This is a genomic window from Thermosynechococcus sp. M3746_W2019_013 (assembly GCF_015296045.1).
Taxonomy (GTDB): domain Bacteria; phylum Cyanobacteriota; class Cyanobacteriia; order Thermosynechococcales; family Thermosynechococcaceae; genus Thermosynechococcus.
On sequence record NZ_DVDW01000003.1, the window covers coordinates 19,314 to 36,498 of the forward strand.

At 54.4% G+C, this 17,185-nt stretch carries 15 protein-coding genes and 1 tRNA gene; 3 read left to right on the plus strand and 13 right to left on the minus strand.

Annotated features, from left to right (window positions below; all coding sequences use genetic code 11):
• Positions 1 to 6: 6 nt before the first annotated feature.
• The 8 genes from IGQ16_RS00320 to IGQ16_RS00355 form a co-directional block, all read right to left on the minus strand.
• Positions 7 to 3,180, minus strand: a complete 3,174-nt coding sequence (locus IGQ16_RS00320; RefSeq protein WP_297059812.1) for a methyl-accepting chemotaxis protein — start codon at positions 3,178 to 3,180, stop codon at positions 7 to 9.
• 212 nt (positions 3,181 to 3,392) lie between these two features.
• Positions 3,393 to 3,923 (minus strand): CheW domain-containing protein, encoded by a 531-nt coding sequence (locus IGQ16_RS00325; RefSeq protein ID WP_297059814.1) that lies wholly within the window; start codon positions 3,921 to 3,923, stop codon positions 3,393 to 3,395.
• 5 nt (positions 3,924 to 3,928) lie between these two features.
• Positions 3,929 to 4,294 carry a response regulator gene (locus IGQ16_RS00330; protein WP_024123877.1) on the minus strand — a complete coding sequence of 122 codons (366 nt, stop codon included), beginning with the start codon at positions 4,292 to 4,294 and terminating at the stop codon, positions 3,929 to 3,931.
• Positions 4,295 to 4,381: 87 nt separating this feature from the next.
• Positions 4,382 to 5,623: a response regulator gene (locus tag IGQ16_RS00335; RefSeq protein WP_297059816.1), complete on the minus strand. Its 1,242-nt coding sequence runs from the start codon at positions 5,621 to 5,623 to the stop codon at positions 4,382 to 4,384.
• A 19-nt stretch (positions 5,624 to 5,642) separates the two neighbouring features.
• Positions 5,643 to 6,278, minus strand: a complete 636-nt coding sequence (locus tag IGQ16_RS00340) for a MerR family transcriptional regulator (RefSeq protein ID WP_297040999.1) — start codon at positions 6,276 to 6,278, stop codon at positions 5,643 to 5,645.
• Between the two features lie 316 nt (positions 6,279 to 6,594).
• On the minus strand, positions 6,595 to 7,917 hold the full coding sequence (aroA, locus tag IGQ16_RS00345; protein ID WP_024123880.1) for a 3-phosphoshikimate 1-carboxyvinyltransferase: 1,323 nt from the start codon (positions 7,915 to 7,917) through the stop codon (positions 6,595 to 6,597).
• Between the two features lie 48 nt (positions 7,918 to 7,965).
• The gene (locus IGQ16_RS00350; RefSeq protein ID WP_024123881.1) at positions 7,966 to 8,502 is read right to left on the minus strand and encodes a TIGR04376 family protein; all 537 of its coding nucleotides are present in this window, start codon (positions 8,500 to 8,502) and stop codon (positions 7,966 to 7,968) included.
• A 13-nt stretch (positions 8,503 to 8,515) separates the two neighbouring features.
• Entirely contained in the window at positions 8,516 to 9,340 is an 825-nt protein-coding gene (locus tag IGQ16_RS00355) for a hypothetical protein (RefSeq protein ID WP_297039872.1), read from the minus strand.
• Positions 9,341 to 9,413: 73 nt separating this feature from the next.
• On the opposite strand from IGQ16_RS00355, the gene IGQ16_RS00360 reads away from it, so the two are divergent.
• On the plus strand, positions 9,414 to 10,430 hold the full coding sequence (locus tag IGQ16_RS00360) for an alpha/beta fold hydrolase (protein WP_024123883.1): 1,017 nt from the start codon (positions 9,414 to 9,416) through the stop codon (positions 10,428 to 10,430).
• A gap of 15 nt (positions 10,431 to 10,445) precedes the next feature.
• On the opposite strand, the gene IGQ16_RS00365 is transcribed toward IGQ16_RS00360, so the two are convergent.
• The 3 genes from IGQ16_RS00365 to IGQ16_RS00375 all read right to left on the minus strand — a co-directional run bounded on the left by IGQ16_RS00365 (position 10,446) and on the right by IGQ16_RS00375 (position 12,751).
• Positions 10,446 to 10,517 (minus strand) — tRNA-Cys (locus tag IGQ16_RS00365).
• Positions 10,518 to 10,554: 37 nt separating this feature from the next.
• A complete protein-coding gene (sir, locus tag IGQ16_RS00370) occupies positions 10,555 to 12,471 on the minus strand; it encodes a sulfite reductase, ferredoxin dependent (protein ID WP_024123884.1) in 1,917 nt (638 codons plus the stop codon).
• A 109-nt stretch (positions 12,472 to 12,580) separates the two neighbouring features.
• On the minus strand, positions 12,581 to 12,751 hold the full coding sequence (locus IGQ16_RS00375) for a hypothetical protein (protein WP_024123885.1): 171 nt from the start codon (positions 12,749 to 12,751) through the stop codon (positions 12,581 to 12,583).
• 157 nt (positions 12,752 to 12,908) lie between these two features.
• Here IGQ16_RS00375 and zds point away from each other — a divergent pair, with 157 nt between their 5' ends.
• Positions 12,909 to 14,348 carry a 9,9'-di-cis-zeta-carotene desaturase gene (gene zds / locus IGQ16_RS00380; RefSeq protein ID WP_024123886.1) on the plus strand — a complete coding sequence of 480 codons (1,440 nt, stop codon included), beginning with the start codon at positions 12,909 to 12,911 and terminating at the stop codon, positions 14,346 to 14,348.
• Positions 14,345 to 14,794 carry an SRPBCC family protein gene (locus IGQ16_RS00385; protein ID WP_024123887.1) on the plus strand — a complete coding sequence of 150 codons (450 nt, stop codon included), beginning with the start codon at positions 14,345 to 14,347 and terminating at the stop codon, positions 14,792 to 14,794. Before zds ends, IGQ16_RS00385 begins: the two co-directional genes overlap by 4 nt.
• Positions 14,795 to 14,801: 7 nt before the next feature.
• On the opposite strand, the gene IGQ16_RS00390 is transcribed toward IGQ16_RS00385, so the two are convergent.
• Both IGQ16_RS00390 and thiC read right to left on the minus strand, forming a co-directional pair.
• A complete protein-coding gene (locus IGQ16_RS00390) occupies positions 14,802 to 15,791 on the minus strand; it encodes an inorganic phosphate transporter (RefSeq protein ID WP_024123888.1) in 990 nt (329 codons plus the stop codon).
• Between the two features lie 3 nt (positions 15,792 to 15,794).
• Entirely contained in the window at positions 15,795 to 17,177 is a 1,383-nt protein-coding gene (thiC, locus tag IGQ16_RS00395; protein ID WP_041429347.1) for a phosphomethylpyrimidine synthase, read from the minus strand.
• Between the last annotated feature and the right edge of the window lie 8 nt (positions 17,178 to 17,185).

Genomic DNA, 17,185 nt, shown 5'->3' on the forward strand with positions numbered 1-17,185 from the left:
GATTGCTTAGGCTTGATCTTCAGTATTTTCAACGCGGAACCGTTCCACCGATGCCTGCAAGTTGCGTGCCACACTCACTAGACCTTGCAATGAGTCGGACACCCGCTGTGCCTCCTGAGAAGTGGCCTGCGCTGTCAGCTCAATGGATTGCATCACCTGAGCCATCGCTCGTGCCGATTCGGTTTGTTCCACCGTAGCGTTGGTAATCGAGCGCACTAGGGTATCAATTTGCGACGAAACTTGGATGATGTCCTCAAGGGCGTGCTTGGCTTGCTCTGCCCGCTTCGTCCCCTCAATCACCTGCTGCGTCCCTTCTTCCATAGCGGTCATCACCGCACCAGTTTCGCTTTGAATTTGCAAGACAATCTGCTCAATTTCCTTCGAAGCTTTGGCTGCTCGGTCGGCCAGTTGCCGCACCTCATCGGCCACCACCGCAAACCCCCGACCTGCTTCCCCGGCCCGTGCGGCCTCAATACTGGCGTTTAGGGCCAACAGGTTTGTGCGGTTGGCGATCGAGGAGATCACACCCACAATCTTGGCGATCTCTTGGGAAGATTCCGCTAGGCGCTTCACCTTGCGGGTGGTCTCCGCTACCGTTTCCCGAATCTGCAAAATACCCGCCACCGTGCGTTCCACCGCCTCACCACCACGAAGGGCTGTTTCTGAGGCATTGCGGGCCACCTCATTGGCTTCTTGGGCACTTTCGGCCACCCGCTGAATCGCATTGGTCATCATCTGTACCGAGTTTAGGGTGACGGCTAGCTCCTCCGCTTGCCGCAGGGCATCTGCTGAGAGACTACGGGCAAAGGTTTCGTTTTCTGCGGCACCACGACTCACCTGCTGGGCAGCAATTTTGACCTGTTGCACAATCGTCCGCAGGTTGTGAATTGTCAGGTTAAAGGAGTCGGCCACTGCTCCGAGTACGTCCGCCGTCACTTCCGCTTGTACGGTCAGGTCCCCGCGGGCAGCACCCTCCACATCATCGAGGAGTCGGATCACTTGGCGCTGCAAATCATCCCGCTGCCGCTCGATTTCCTCAGCTTTTCTCTGAGCATCAGCGGTAATTTGCTGGATTGTGTCGGTCATCTGGTTAAAGCTTTGGGCGAGAAGTCCTAGCTCGTCATCACTGCCCACTGGCATTCGGGCTGTCATGTCACCGGCAATCACGGCGTTACACTGAGCCTGCAAATCTGTACAGAAGTGTTTGATGCGACTGACACTGCGCCGTCCTAAGCCATAGGCTGCTCCACCGGCAATCAGACCGGTAGCAGCAGTACTGATCAAAGGAACAGGCAGCGGTGTGCGAAAACCCACACTGACAGCCCCAGCGGCTAAGCCCGAAAGAACACCGGTTAACAGCGCTGAGGTAATGGTTTGTTGCTCTAAGGAGCCTGTGGGTGCGGCCGGGGTGGACGTTGCTGGGCTCTCAACCGCAGGTGAAGCCGTAGGCGGTGAAGCAGCGACACTGGCAACCGACGCTTGCTCAGTAAAGGCTGAGGGATGTTGTTTTTCTTTGGCGGCAGGCGCTTCCGTACGGCTGGCTGTGCTTTGGCTGAGATCGAGGCTAAAATCAGCCAACTCCTCAAGACTTTGCTGGCTGAGATCAAATTCATCCGGTAGAACCGCAAAGGTCTCCGTACCAGCATCGGTCATCACTGTGGCCTCTGAGCCAACGGCACCCATGCCATGGACTTGGGGATTGGCAATGGTCATTTCATCATCAAAACTGCCAAAGGAAAGATCTTCTAGATCAAAGTTGGCAATGGATTCAACGGGTTCAGCACCACCAGAGCTAACTTCCCCTTCAGCGATCGCCGGTGCCGCCGACCCCCTCCTGTCTTCGGCAATGGCTTCACGTGCCGGAAACTCAGAGATGGCGATCGTCTGTGCATCCTCAAAGGTGGCGGGGTCAAGGGCCTCAGGAGACAGGGGTTCTGCCACGCTATCTGGAGCTTCAAAAGCTTCAAGGGAAGCTGGGAAGTCACTAAAGAGATCGTCTTCTTCCTCGGCAGCCTCAGAAGAACTTAATTCCGGCTGCGGCAACAACTCAATGGCCTCTGCTTTTTCATCTTTTTCATTAGTTAACAAATCACTGATACCAGCAGCAGAGGTAGAGACCTCAGGAACATTCGTCTGAATAGATTCCGTCAGATTTGGCAAGAGGTTCTCTTCAGAAATGCTGGCTGCTGGGGCTTCCTCAATATCACCAAAGAGACTTTCTGTCGAGATATTTACTACCGGAGATTCCTCCACATCCGGAAAAAGGTTCTCTTGAGAAACATTGGCTGCTCCCGATTCTGTCAGCCCCCTAAAGAGGCCCTCGTCAGATGCGGCCACTTCAGCGGCAAAGGGATTATCAAATGTTTCTGGGGAGGGCGGGGTCATTTCTTGAAAAGGATCCGCAGTACTTGCTGCCGCCTCACTATCAAAAATAGGACTAGGGCTGGGCGGTTCAGAGGGGGTCAAGGGAGAACTTCCCATGAGCATCGTGATATCATCATCCCCAATGGCTTCAACGCCTAGAGGTGGCATGGATTCACCAATGGGAATTTCTGGAATGTCTGCGACTTGCTCTTCTAAAGGATGAGCGGAAAAGCTAAAGGGATTCTGAACCGCTGCATCTTCGTCGAAGGGATTAAAGGTACCCTGTTCTAAATGGGCGCCAAACTCTTCCTCAATGCCAGCAATCTCTAGATCGTCAAAGGGGTTGCTCGTCCCTAAATCGCTGCCAAAGTCATCAAAGTGTTCAAGACTCAATTCTTCTGCTGGGGGGTTCGCGGCTTGGGGTTCCCCAATGGCTGGGGTAGTTTGCAAAATGGTATTCTCCCCCTGAAGTTGGGTATAATCTCCTTGCGCAGTGGTGTGGTATTCTTCGCCCCTGTTCTTGGCAGATTCAGCAGCAGGAACGAGATCCTTAATCTTGGCGAGGCTCTCGTTGGCCAGATTGATTAATTCTGGATCAGTTGTGGTATTGAGAACCACCTGGTAATGCTCTTGAGCCTCCCTGTAGCGTTGTTGGCAGCAGTAAATGTGCCCCCGCAGCAGCCGTAGGTTTGGATCGCCCGGTCGGTTGCCCACCAATTGGTCAGTGATTTTGGCTGCTTCTTCGTAGTTGCCTTGCACATAAGCGGCAACCGCTTTTTGATATTCTTGGGTGTGTTGGGTGCTGCTGGATGCCATGGGCTTACTCCCAGAATGGACGATCAGAAGAGGACGATCAAAAGAGGTAGATAATTCTCAGAACGAAATCAAGGAAGCTTTAATTACAAAGTATGCGCCAATCCCTGGGAAAGATATCATGGGTGTGTTAATTTTCCTAAAGTGACTGGTCTCGATGAGTTCCATGGTGATGCTTGAGCGCGAGTCTCCATTGAGATTCTACTTTTTCTAGTTTAGAGTCCCCAGCGAGCACTGCGTAAAATGGCAAGGGGATCTAAAAGCTTCACAATGTCCTGTTGCTCCGCATCAAAGACCCACTCGCCCCGTACAAAGGGAGCCATCTGATCGCTGACATGGGTAGCGGGCCTGATGGTGTCATTGTTGAGCCACTCCATACCCCGCACCTGATGAACTGCTAGCCCCACCATTAACTCATCATCCTCAATGGCAATAATCGATAGCTCAGAGCGATCGGTATTCAAGGGGGTGTCGTTCCCCAGAAACTTACCCGTATCCGCTACCCAAATCACCTGGCCCCGCAAGTTCAAAATCCCCAGTAGGAGATTGGAGGTATTGGGCACTGGGGTAATGCGATCGGGGCTCACGGCTACGACTTCGCGCACCCCAATAGCCGGTAGCGCCAAGGTATCACCGCTAGGGATCGTAAAGAGAATATGTAAATCTCCCTCGGGGGTTCTGAGGTCATCGATACGGTCACTTTCGATGGGGGCATTGGTGGCGAGTAGATCTGAGCTGCTAAACATCTTTTCTAGCCTCGCAAGAGTTGCTTGATGGTGCCAACGAGTTCTTTGGGATCAAAGGGCTTCGTAATGTACGCATCTGCCCCCTGTTTCATGCCCCAATAGCGATCGAACTCCTCACCTTTGGAGCTACACATAACCACGGGAATCGATTGGGTGCGGGGGTCGGACTTAATTTGGCGGCAGACTTCATACCCATTCATACGGGGCATGACAATATCGAGGACAACCACATCTGGGGTGCTCTGCTGCAATTGCTCCATTGCCTCCACCCCATCGCTGGCAACCGTTACGTCAAAGCCTGTTTTTGCCAGCAATTCGCTAATCATTTCCCGCTGGGGTGGACTATCTTCGACAACTAAGACTTTGGTCATAGGGGGTTACACGTAAGAATTAAGGTTTTGCTTTATATTCTAAAAGCCCAAGAGTATGACAGCTTCATCACAGTCAACCTGGGGAGGTTAATGGGACGTCTCGAGACCTGACTTTGGTTCTAGCACGTCGCTAAAAAACTCGTCTGTTAAGGAGGTTACAGGCGGGGCTGCGCCAATGTAATGATGTGTAATTGTTAATAATTCTTGGGTTGAAAAGGGCTTACTGAGGTAATCAGTGGCACCAGCCACCTTGGCTCGCAGGCGATCGCTCCAACCAACGAGGCTAGTCAGCATAATAATCGGCGTATAGCGGAAGCGAGGCGTGTGCCGCAGGAGGGTGCAAAATTCGTAGCCATCCAATTCGGGCATGGCAATATCCAGGAAAATCAGATCGGGGTTGAGTTGGAAAATGAGACTCAAGGCGGTCAGTGGGTGGGCGATCGCTGTGGCTTCATAACCTGCGGCCTGCAGAGTGGACTCAACCACTTGACGCACAGTGGCGGCATCGTCCACACACACGACCCGGGGCGATCGCCGCCAAGAAAGGGGTGGAAATGTACGGGTGTGGCCATTGGTTCCCCAAGAACTGACTTGTAAGTACCCTTTATGAAGATAGGGCAGCAGGAGTTTGCCCACAGTCACGCCATCTCGTCCCAGTTGTCGACTCAGGCGGCGCAAGGTGATGGGCGCGCGCACAAAGGGCTCCAGTTGACGAAACCACTGATCTGCTGGATCGTTGCCCGTGGGTTTAATATCCGTCAGTTCAAGGGATTGATCCAAGGAACGCAATTCTGGATGCAGTTTTTTCCATTCCTGCAGATGACTCAGGCTGTCATTGAGTAGCGCCCTTAGGGAGAGATGGTGCCATTGGGGAGTGAGGGGACTCGCACTATAAAACTTAAACCAAGCGCGATTGAGGCTAACAACGTCAAAGAGACTCTCCCGCAGCAGCGCCCGCCACACGCTATGGATTTGATTGAGCTTGCAATAATCAAGGAGCCACCACAGGCATTCGTATTCCACCCAACTGGCACCGGCTTTGCTTTCGATGAAGCTATCGGGAGTTGGCCAAGGAATGTCCTGTCCATAGAGCAGATCCTGCAACCGCTCTAAACTGTGGCTGTGGCGATCAGCAATGTAAACCAAATAACCATGATTCAAAAACAGAAGCCACGTACGACCGGCATCATCTTCGATGTACAGTTCCCCAGTGCGCTGGCCAATGGCAAGGGTTTGGCACAGCGTGTAGATATCCGTATCGTTGAGGCATCCTTCCATGGCGTTATTATAGCGATCGCCGGTGGGCTGACCGCGACACAGGATATTCAATCTCGGTTGGCGCTCTCCATTAGCGTTGGGTATAGCTAGAGAGCAATTGCACCAGTTGTTTTACCAGGGCTTCCTGATCGCGATTGATTTGGGGAAAGTTAAAGTCATCGCGAATATGAACTTCAAAGCCGGGCGCCACCTCAATGCGCTTCCAAGACTCCGGTTGCGGCGAATGGCTTGGGGGCGGCACCTCGCGACGGCTGATAGTGGGACTGACGCGCATGGGCTCCCCATAGCGATGCTCGGAGCGCTCCTGTACCTGCTGCAAAAAGGCCAAAGCTGGGTTGATTGGGGGTGGATTCAATTGAAGATGCACTCCCTGCTCAAGGAGGGCCCGCAGTTCTGGGGTGCTCATGCGATACACCAGTTTGTAAATGGCACCTGCGGTATAGCCCTCCATCAACAGCCGCCGCACCACCAGTAACTGCACAAGGTGGCGATAGCCGTAGCGACCTTCGCGGCCAATGCGAGCGGGGCGGTCAATCAATTTACAGGAGGTGTAATGGCGCACCAGCCGCGGGTTGACCTCTTCCAAAACACGGTTTTTGGAGTCCTCCTGGGGGAGGTGCTGGGGCAAAAGTTCGTTGGCGATTTCCACCAACTCATCTAATGACCATTGGTCCTGAACATGAACGAAGTCTTGAATTGTTGCCATGATGAAAAAGCTCAACTTTTTTTGAACAAAAACAGAAGGTCAGGGGGGCCCAAAGCCTGAGTTAAAGGGAGCAACGTTCCTAGGATAGAAGTGAAACTATGATACCGTATTTTATTGATTGTGTATCATTTTGGCGCTCAATTTACAATTTAGTCGAGCGATCCCCGGGAACACCAACACTCCATCACCTAGGGGTACGCAGAATTCAACATCGGGCAAGCCCCGATTGTGATGCCAAAACAATTTATTTGATGCTAGCATACAGCGTTTAGTGTTGAGTGAAGTTCTCCCAAGAATTACTGGGATTTTTGTGCTATCAAGCAATTTGTTGCAGAGTTGTTACAAATTCTGGATAGGAGACCGCTGCTGCACTGGCGTTGTGAATTTCACTGGTTCCCTTGGCATTGAGGGCAGCGATCGCCAGACTCATGGCCATCCGATGATCGCCGTAGGTTTCCAGATGGCTGCCCTGCAAGGGCACGCCCCCTTGAATATCGAGGCCATCCCTGAGTTCAGTGACCTTAGCGCCCATTTTTTGCAATTCTGTGGCCACGGCCTTGAGGCGATCGCTCTCCTTCACCCGCAGTTCTGCCGCATCGCGAATTTCAGTGACCCCCTCTGCAAAAGCAGCAGCCACAGCCACAATGGGAATCTCATCAATCACGCGGGGAATCAATTCACCGCCAATATGGGTGCCCTTCAGCCTCGCCGATCGCACCCGCAGATCTGCCACCGGTTCTCCCGTAACCAGCCGCTCATTTTCAAGGGTAATCTCTGCCCCCATTGCCCAAAGAACATCGAGAATGCCGGTGCGGGTGGGGTTGACCCCCACATTGGTCAGCAGCAATTCTGAATCAGGAATAATAGAGGCTGCCACCAACCAAAAGGCAGCTGAACTGATGTCCCCGGGGACAATGACCTTCTGACCCTTTAGGACCGCCGGCCCTGCCAAACTGACTGTACAGGTGGCCTCATCCACGCTCAAACGGGCACCAAAGGCCTGAAGCATCCGTTCACTGTGATCTCGGGAGCGGTGGGGTTCGCGAATAATGGTGGTGCCTTCGGTGTGGAGGGCGGCCAGCAATAGCGCTGATTTTACCTGAGCGGAGGCAATGGGACTGTAGTAGGTGATGGGCTCTAGGGGCTGTCCCAAAACGGCCAAGGGGGCACGACTGTGGTGTTGACGGCCCCAAATCTGGGCACCCATCTGTAGGAGGGGTGTGACGACCCGGGCCATAGGGCGCGATCGCAGGGAAGCATCCCCAGTCATCGTAAAAAAGCGACCCGTTTGCGCTGCCAATACCCCCAACAATAGCCGCATCGTTGTACCGGAGTTGCCGGCATTCATCACATCCACCGGCTCCTGAAGGCGGCCAATGCCCAAGCCTTGCACCGTTACTGCTGTGGCATTGAGATCCGAAATCTCCACACCAAGGGCACGGAAACAGGAGGCAGTACTACAGATATCCTCACCCACGAGCAATCCTTCGATATGGGTGGTGCCCTCTGCTATGGCCCCCAACATCAGGGCCCGGTGGGAAATGGACTTATCCCCCGGTACTTGGAGGGTACCCCGCAGGGGATGGCCATCGGCCTGAATCTGCCAAGTGTCGTCGGATGCAATCTGAATAACCGCCATGGGACATTTGGATAAAACCGCGTTCTCGATTGTCCCACGTCTGTTGCCCTATAACCCCATGGAGCGTTTCAGTTCCTCAAGGGCAGTTTGCAATTCCAGACGGCGAAACTCAGCTTCAATTGGATCATTGAGGTCACTGCTGATGCGCGGCGGGGGTGGGGGCGGGGGCGCACTGGCGGCAGGAACGCGGTGCATCACTTCCTGACGGCGATCGCGAATCTTGTGCAAAAGCTGCTGGGTAACGGAAATTTGATTGAGGGCATCGAGACGCTGGGTCCACAATTGCTCTCCGCGGCGGCGTAATTCAGCCTCCCGCTGCTGTGCCAATGCCACAAGGTCGGGGCGCTGAGCGGCCATCGCCGTTTGGATGCGATCGCGCCAGCGGCGAATTTCGGAAACAAGGCCTAAAATCTGCTGTTCACAGGTATTGACTTCCTGTTGCAACCGTAACAGGCGCTCTTGGGTTTGCCGTTCTTGATCTTCTAGCTCAAGGAGCAGCAGATTAAGTTCAAGCTCAGGGTTGGCACGGATAAAGTCCTCGAGTTTTTGCTCTAGGAATGCATTTAGGTCCCGAAAAAAGCTCATGGGTGCCCCTTCCCTAAAAACTTTGGCCAACAGTGAGGGAGCGCACTTCCCCTTGACGTCGTAGCACCGCCCGCTGATTTTGAATCTGCACCAGTTGCCAGCCGTCGTTGCCAATGGTGTCGCCCACACTCAAGCGCAGCGTTTGGCCATTGCTTTGAAAAAGCGCCACCGAGCGATCGCCCAGTTCGAGGATGCCCACTAGGGTATGTTGGGGGGGAGCAGGCGGCGGGGGGGACGGCGCCGGTGCTGGCGCTGTTACCGTGGGTAAATTGGGCAGTGGGACCGCCGGCGGGCTGGGGGCTTGGTAAACGGGAACGTAGATGCGCTCAACGGTTGGGGCAGAGGCTGTGGGGCTGGGCATGGAATTGCTGGCGATCGCGGGGGGTGAAGGGGTTGGGGTGGCGACCTGTTGGCTAAGGAGTTGCAGGGAGGTTTGCAGATACTCAGCAAAGGCCATGTCGGCGGGGCTAGTGCTTGTGGTCACCGCAGCGTCAGGGGCAACTGCAACCGGCTGGCGATTCAGGCTGATCCAGAGGCCAACCCCCAGTACAAAGGAGGCAATGCCTACCCCCATCAAAAAGCGATCGCCCCAAGAAAATGTTGGCTGCGGCTCTGGACAGTGCAGCCAGCGAGAAGGTTCCGAAGGAGGAGTGGTGGGTTCAAAAGGGACGGGGAGGGAAGGCTTAGGCTCTAAAACCGCTGCTAGGGATTCTGGCTCATTGGGGTTGGCCTCCACAGTGGCAAAGACTTCATCTAGCAAGCGATTGGCTTGGACATCTGTCAGACAGGTTTCTCTGATGTAGGGCTCTGTCCGCTTCGGATGATTGCTCTGTGTCATCGCCCATGCCTCACAATGATCACCAAAAACGCCCAACCTTGCCCATTTTGCCTACGATGGATGACTAAATTCTATGCAATCCCTATCCTATTGGCCACCCCTGCCGCTGCACTCTGGCGTGATCCACACCGTTTTTACCGCCTATGTTCAACGCTGGGGATGCCTCTACCCTTGGCAACCACAAACTAGTCATGTTTTCCATGGAGCTGAGGGCGTGCCCCTGTACGGTGAGGGGTATCGGGTTGGCCAAGCCCGCGGCACCATCATTGCCACCTACGGCATTACGGGTGATCTCAAGAATCAATGGTACTTGCATACCCTTGCCCATTGGGCGATTGCCCGCGGCTTTGATGTCCTCCTTTTCGATTGGCGTGCCCATGGGCGCAGCGCAGAACTGTCCCCCGTGTTAACCAGTGATGGTCTCTATGAAGGACAAGACTTTGTGGCGATCGCCCAGCAGTGTCAAGCCCTCGGCTATACCCCTCCCTATTGGTTGGTTGGCTATTCCTTGGGGGGGCAGTTAGCCCTTTGGGGTGCCTGGTATGCCCAACAGCAAGGGAAAACAGAGATTGGGGGGGCTGCGGTCATCTGCCCCAACCTTGACTCCAATCGTTCCCTTGCCTACCTAGGCCAGACTTTTTGGGGACGGCAATTTGAAGGCGCCATCAGTCGTCAACTCCAACACTTGGCTCGCCACCTTCATCGCCTTTATCCTCAGATCTTTGATCTCAACACTGTTGCCAAGATTGACACTATTGCCGGTTTTGACGCCGCCCTCGTCATTGACCGCCTTGGCTTTAGCAGTGTGGCCGAGTATTACGCTGCCAGCAGTCCCTTGCCGCTGCTGCCCCAATTGACAATACCCCTATGGATTCTCTATGCCGCCGATGATCCCCTATTTGATCCCTGTCTTGTGCCCGAACTGCTCACTATTGCCGAGGGGAATCCTGCCCTTACCCTGCTGCTGACCGAACAGGGGGGTCACGTGGGTTTTACCAGCGATCGCAAGTGCCAACGCCTTTGGGGTGATCCAGACTACTGCTGGGGTATCCATCGACTCTTAGATTGGCTTGAGCAGCGAGCTGGATAAGCGATGGAATGGCGAAGGCGGCACCCGGATTCGAACCGGGGGATAAAGGTTTTGCAGACCTCTGCCTTACCACTTGGCTATGCCGCCCTATTTGGCAACTTCTCATTATAGCCGATAGGCAATCCTATCCTTGCTTGTTTTGCCGCGATTGCTCAAGGTAATGCTGAATGGCTTCACGGGTCACCGCCGCTAGGGACCTGCCCTGTGCTGCTGCCAATTCCTTGAGTTGTTGGTATTGATCAGCCCGCACATCCACGCGATAGCGCTTCGTTGTGGCAGTGGGCACGTAATTTGCTGCAAACTGTCGCAAGGCTGCAAAACCAACCCGATGGCAAAAATCACCAAAGGATTCTCCCCGCTGCCGGCGATCGCGATAAAAGACCAGCAATGGCTCTAGGGCCGTTTCCAGTTCGGCAATAGGCAACCGCTCAATGTAGACCGCTGCCAAGCGGGTTTGATCGGGACTTCCCCCCAACCAAGTTTGATAGGCGCCGGGCACAATGCCGACAAAGCCCAATTCCGCCAAGTAGGGACGGGCACAGCCATTGGGACACCCTGTCATCCGAATCACAAAATGTTCGTCCTTCAGTCCCAGCCGATCCATGAGGCGACGAATCCGCTCCAGTACCCCCGGAATTGCCCGCTCCGACTCGGTAATGGCCAAGCCACAGGTGGGCAATGCTGGACAGGCCATGCTATAGCGTTGGAGGGGATCAATGGCCCTGACATCCTGAACGCCGTGCTCCTCAAGGAGGTGCTGAATCGCAGCCTGCTGATCGGGAGAGACATCGCACAGGAGCAGATTTTGGTGGGGCGTCACCCGCAGGGGGAGATGAAAGTCCTCAACGATTTTCTTGAGGGCCGACTTGAGTCTGAAGTTGCCCTGATCTAGGATGCGGCCATTGGCAATGGACAAGCCATAGAAGAATTTGCCATCCCCTTGGGGGTGCCAGCCCAAAAAGTCCTGATAGCGCCACGGCGGCAGCGGGCGAAAGGGTTCGAGGGGTTTGCCAAAGTATTCCTCCACTTTGGCCTTGAATTTTTCGACCCCCCAGTCGTGGATCAGATATTTCAAACGGGCGTGGCGCCGATTATAGCGATCGCCATAGTCCCGCTGGGTCGCCACGATCGCCTTCACAGCCTCATAGACATCTGCTGCTGGCACAAAGCCAATTTCATCGGCCATGCGGGCAAAGGTTTCTTCCTTGTTGTGGGTGCGGCCCAAGCCACCACCGGCATAGATATTGAACCCCTCAAGATGGCCTTGGGAATCTGTAATCACCACCAGGGTCAAATCTTGGGAGAAAAGATCCACAGAATTATCCCCCGGCACCGTGACGCAGCACTTAAACTTGCGGGGCATATAGTGATCGCCGTAGATTGGCTCTTCGTTATTCGGGAAAATGGTGCCATGGCCATTGCGCTGCCGTGCTGCCTTGACATCGGGGTGCTCTTCGGCGGAGATTACCTTTTCGCCATCGAGCCAAATCTCGTAGTAGGCACCCGTTTGGGGTGTTAGGAGATCGGCAATGCGGTGGGCATACTCATAGGCAAGGATATATTCTGGGCGATCGCGAAAGGGGGCGGGGGGCGCCATGACATTGCGGTTCACATCACCGCAGGCTCCCAAGGTCGATCCCATGCTGCGGACAATGGCAGCGATCGCTGCTTTTAAATTCTTCTTGAGAATGCCATGCAGCTGAAATCCCTGCCGTGTTGTGGCTCGCAGCGTGCGGTTGCCATACTCATCTGCCAAGCGATCCAAGGTTAAATAGAGCTGCGGCGGAATATAGCCCGCTGGACTGCGGGTGCGCAGCATGAACTGGTAGTCTTTTTCCTGCCCTTTGACGCGGTTATCGCGATTGTCCTGCTGATAGGAGCCATGGAACTTGAGGATCTGCACACCCTCTTCACTAAAACGATTCGTTGGTTCTAGTAATTCTGTGGCAACAGGTTCTCGCAGATGTTGGCTCTGTTCCTTGAGAGTCTCAATTTTTGAGCGTTTCAGTGTGGCATTGGCAGAGGGGGGCGAAGCAACCATAGTATTTTTGTCTTCCAACAGGCGAAGGTAACCAAAATGACGACAGCTAAAAGTCCCTAATCTTGATCGGGAAAGTGAGCTATCTCATTTTAGCGAACCTGTGGAATGATTAACAGGAGGGTTCTTCCTTGGAGGCACAGTCCTTTTGCCAGCAGCGTTCGAGGTAAGCATTGTAATACTGCCGCCAGAACCGCTTGGGATTCAGGGTAAAGCCCGGACTAAATAGCCGTTGGTTCAAATACTGCCAGAGGGGAAAGGCAAGGACACAACGCGTAGCCATAAGCACACCGTGAGCGTGAGCGATTCAAAAACTTCAACTTACCTCGATCATAGACGAGGGTTCTGGGGGGCAAGGGTCTCTGCCAAGTTTCTTAACGCGCGGGAAAGCGCTCGAGAGCGAAAAATGTTAAAATCTGTAAAGTTTTCTGGGATCGCCGATGCGGGTTGTCATTGTTGGTGCAGGGTTGGCCGGCTTAGCCGCCGCAGTGGATTTGGTGGATGCCGGTCACAGTGTTGAAATCTATGAATCCCGTCCCTTTGTGGGGGGCAAAGTCAGCAGTTGGCAAGATGCCGATGGCAACCACATTGAGATGGGGCTGCATGTTTTCTTTTACAACTACGCTAATCTCTTTGAACTGATGACCAAGGTGGGGGCGATCGCCAACCTACTGCCCAAGGAACATACCCACACATTTATTAATTGTGGGGGTCAGGTGGGGGAACTGGATTTTCGCTTTCCCTTGGGCGCCCCCTTCAACGGTCTCAAGGCCTTCTTCACCACCCGTCAACTCTCTGCTGCCGATAAATTTTTTAATGCTATTGCCCTTGGCACCAGTCCTGTGGTGCGGGGTCTGGTGGACTATGAGGGGGCGATGCGCCAAATTCGCGCCTTAGATTGCATGAGTTTTGCGGAGTGGTTTCGGCGGCATGGTGGTTCAGAAAATAGCCTCAAACGCCTCTGGAATCCTATTTCCTACGCCTTGGGTTTTATTGATACTGAGCACATGTCTGCGCGCTGTATGCTCACGATCTTTATGATGTTTGCCGCCAAAACAACCGCCTCACGGCTGAGTATGCTCAAAGGATCACCAGCGGAATACCTGCTCAAGCCCTTGGTGAACTATATTGAAGCGCGGGGGGCTAAAATTCATCTGCGGCGACGCGTCAAGGAAATTCTGTTTCGCGGCGAGGATACCAGCACTTGGCAGGTGGAAGGCTTGCTGATTCCCCGTGGGGAAGCGCTGGAAACAGTGACGGCGGATGCCTATCTGTGTGCCTGTGATGTGCCGGGGATTCAACGCCTGATTCCAGAGGCCTGGCGATCGCACCCAACCTTCGACAACATCTTTAAGCTCGCGGCTGTGCCTGTGGCCACGGTCCAACTGCGATTTGATGGCTGGGTTACGGAACTGCAAGACCCCAGTAAACAAAAACAGGTGGCGGCAACGGGTATTGATAACCTGCTGTACACCGCCGATGCCGATTTTTCCTGCTTTGCCGATTTGGCCCTCACTAGCCCAGCGGACTACTATCGCGAAGGCCAAGGCTCTCTGCTCCAAGTGGTGCTCACCCCCGGCGATCCCTTCATTAAGGCCAGCAATGAAGAGATTGCCCAACACGTGTTGCGCCAAGTCCATGAACTTTTCCCCTCGTCGCGCCATCTCAACATGACATGGTACAGTGTCGTCAAATTGGCGCAGTCCCTCTATCGCGAAGCCCCCGGCATGGATCCCTATCGTCCACCCCAAAAGACGCCGGTTCCTAACTTTTACTTGGCGGGCAGCTACACGCAGCAGGACTACATTGACAGTATGGAGGGCGCGACGATGTCCGGACGACAAGCCGCCCAGGCGATTTTGGCAGGAGGTCACCCATGAGTTGGTTAGAGCATACGGTGCAGACTGAAGTGGCCGCTGATGTTGATCGCGTCTGGGCACTGTGGTCCGACCTAGAGAAAATGCCCCTGTGGATGAAGTGGATTGAATCGGTGGTCATCACCGCAGAGGACCCCACGCTATCCCGCTGGACATTGGCCACGGGAAACTGGCACTTTAGCTGGCGATCGCGCATTTGCCGCCAAGTAAAGCACCAAATTATTCAATGGGAGTCCGTGGATGGCCTACCCAATCGGGGGGCAATTCGCTTTTACGATCGCCAGGGCAGCACCATTGTCAAGCTCTCGGTCTCCTATGCAATTCCCGGAGTCTTAGGACAAATTATGGATCGCCTGTTCTTGGGTCGGGTAGTTGAAAGTACACTGCAAGCGGATCTCGAACGCTTTCGGGAGTATGCCCAACGGATGCAACCCACACAGGTTTCCTGAGTTTGGCTTACAGTTGCGCTAGACAAAAAGAGATTGCCATCGCCAGCAGGGCTGCACCGGGAAACGTCAGCACCCATGCCATGAAAATTTGGCCCCACACGTGCCAGTTCACTTCCCCTTGATGGCGATACCCGGCACCCGTAATTGCCCCCACCACGACTTGGGTGGTACTGACGGGAAAGCCCACTAGACTAGCGGCTCCGACTGTTAAGGCGGCACTCAGGTTAGCTAAGCAGCCACTCACAGGGTCAAGGGATGTAATTTTCTCCCCTGTGGTGTGGATAATGCGCTCGCCGCCGCCATAGGTCCCGAGCGCGATCGCTAAGGCACAGGCAGCAATCACCCAGACGGGGACACCGGCATCCGGAGACAGTTCTCCCCAACTCACCAGGGCAAGGGTCATGACCCCCATTGTTTTCTGGGCATCATTGGCACCGTGGGCCACTGCCATCAACATTCCAGAGAGAATCTGTAACCGTTGCCAGTGTTCTGGGGGAATGTCTTGCCATTGCAGCCATTTCTCGACAAGCGCCATGAAACTCAGGCCGACCGCGATCGCCACCAAGGGAGACACGACCATGGGAATGACTACCGACCCAATAATTCCCTGCCAATAGATGATCTGGGGTGACACTTGAAAGAGGGCTGCCCCCACCAAGCCACCAATAAGGGCGTGGGAAGAACTACTGGGCAAGCCCCAATACCAAGTGAGCAAATTCCAGGCCATCGCACCAAGGAGTGCAGCACTAATCACGCCAAACCAATGGCTACCCAAGGCAGTGCTGTTGAGAATACCTGCTTCAATGGTTAGCGCCACCCGCGTACTCAAGAAAGCACCACCAAAATTAGCCACAGCAGCAAGGAGGAGCGCCGAGCGCAGGGAAAGGGCACGGGTGGCCACCACCGTTGCAATGGCATTGGCGGCATCATGGAAACCATTGGTGACATCAAAAAGGAGGGCGATCGCCATCAGCCCCCCCTTGAAATCAATGGCCATGCCCTAGGCAGAGGCACTCACTTGATCTTTGTCCTTGGCGAGGAATTGCTCCAGCTCAGCAAGGGCCTCGGCATCTACCTTCGTTTGCATGGGGCAAAACTTGGGCCCGCACATGGAGCAGAACTCAGCCGTTTTATAGATATCTGCCGGTAGGGTTTCGTCGTGGTATTCCCGGGCTCGCTCCGGATCAAGGGCCAGTTCAAACTGGCGGTTCCAGTCAAAGTTGTACCGTGCCCGCGACAGTTCATCATCGCGATCGCGCGCCCCCGGACGGTGACGGGCAATATCCGCCGCGTGAGCCGCAATCTTGTAGGCAATCAAGCCATTGCGCACATCTTCAGCATTGGGTAAGCCAAGGTGCTCTTTAGGAGTCACATAACACAGCATGGCCGTGCCGTACCAACCCGCCAAGGCAGCGCCAATGGCACTAGTAATGTGATCATAGCCGGGGGCAATATCCGTGACCAACGGCCCAAGGACATAGAAGGGAGCTTCAGCGCATTCCTCCATCTGCTTGCGCACATTAAATTCAATTTGATCCATAGGCACATGGCCAGGGCCTTCCACCATCACCTGGACATCGTGTTCCCAAGCCTTGCGGGTGAGTTGACCGAGGGTTTTCAATTCCGCCAGTTGGGCTTCATCGGAGGCATCATGCAAACACCCCGGCCGCAGCGAGTCCCCCAAGGAGAAGGAGACATCATATTTTTTGAAGATCTCAATAATGTCGCGGAAGTGGGTATAGAGGGGATTTTGTTTGTGGTGATATAGCATCCACTTGGCAAGAATGCCGCCGCCACGAGACACAATCCCTGTGATGCGGTTTTTCACCAAGGGCAGGTATTCAATGAGAAGCCCCGCATGGATGGTCATGTAGTCCACCCCCTGCTGAGCGTGCTTTTCAATCACATGGAGAAAATCCTCAGGGGTGAGCCGCTCAACGCTGCCGTGGACACTTTCAAGGGCTTGATAGACGGGCACTGTGCCGATGGGCACCGGTGAGGCATTAATAATGGCGGTGCGAATGGCGTCAAGGTCACCTCCCCCTGTGGAGAGATCCATCACCGTATCGGCACCATACTTCACTGCTAGACGCAGCTTCGCCAATTCTTCCTCCAGGTTCGAGGAGTTGGGAGAGGCACCAATGTTGGCATTGACTTTACACTTGGCGGCAATCCCGATCGCCATGGGTTCGAGGTTGGGGTGATTGATATTGGCGGGAATAATCATCCGCCCGCGGGCAACTTCATCGCGAATCAATTCAGGGGGCAAGTTTTCCCGCCGCGCCACATAGTGCATTTCTTCGGTGATCATTCCTTGGCGGGCATAATGCATTTGGGTGACATTGTCGTGCCCTTTGCGGGCAGCAATCCATTGGCTACGCACCATTGATA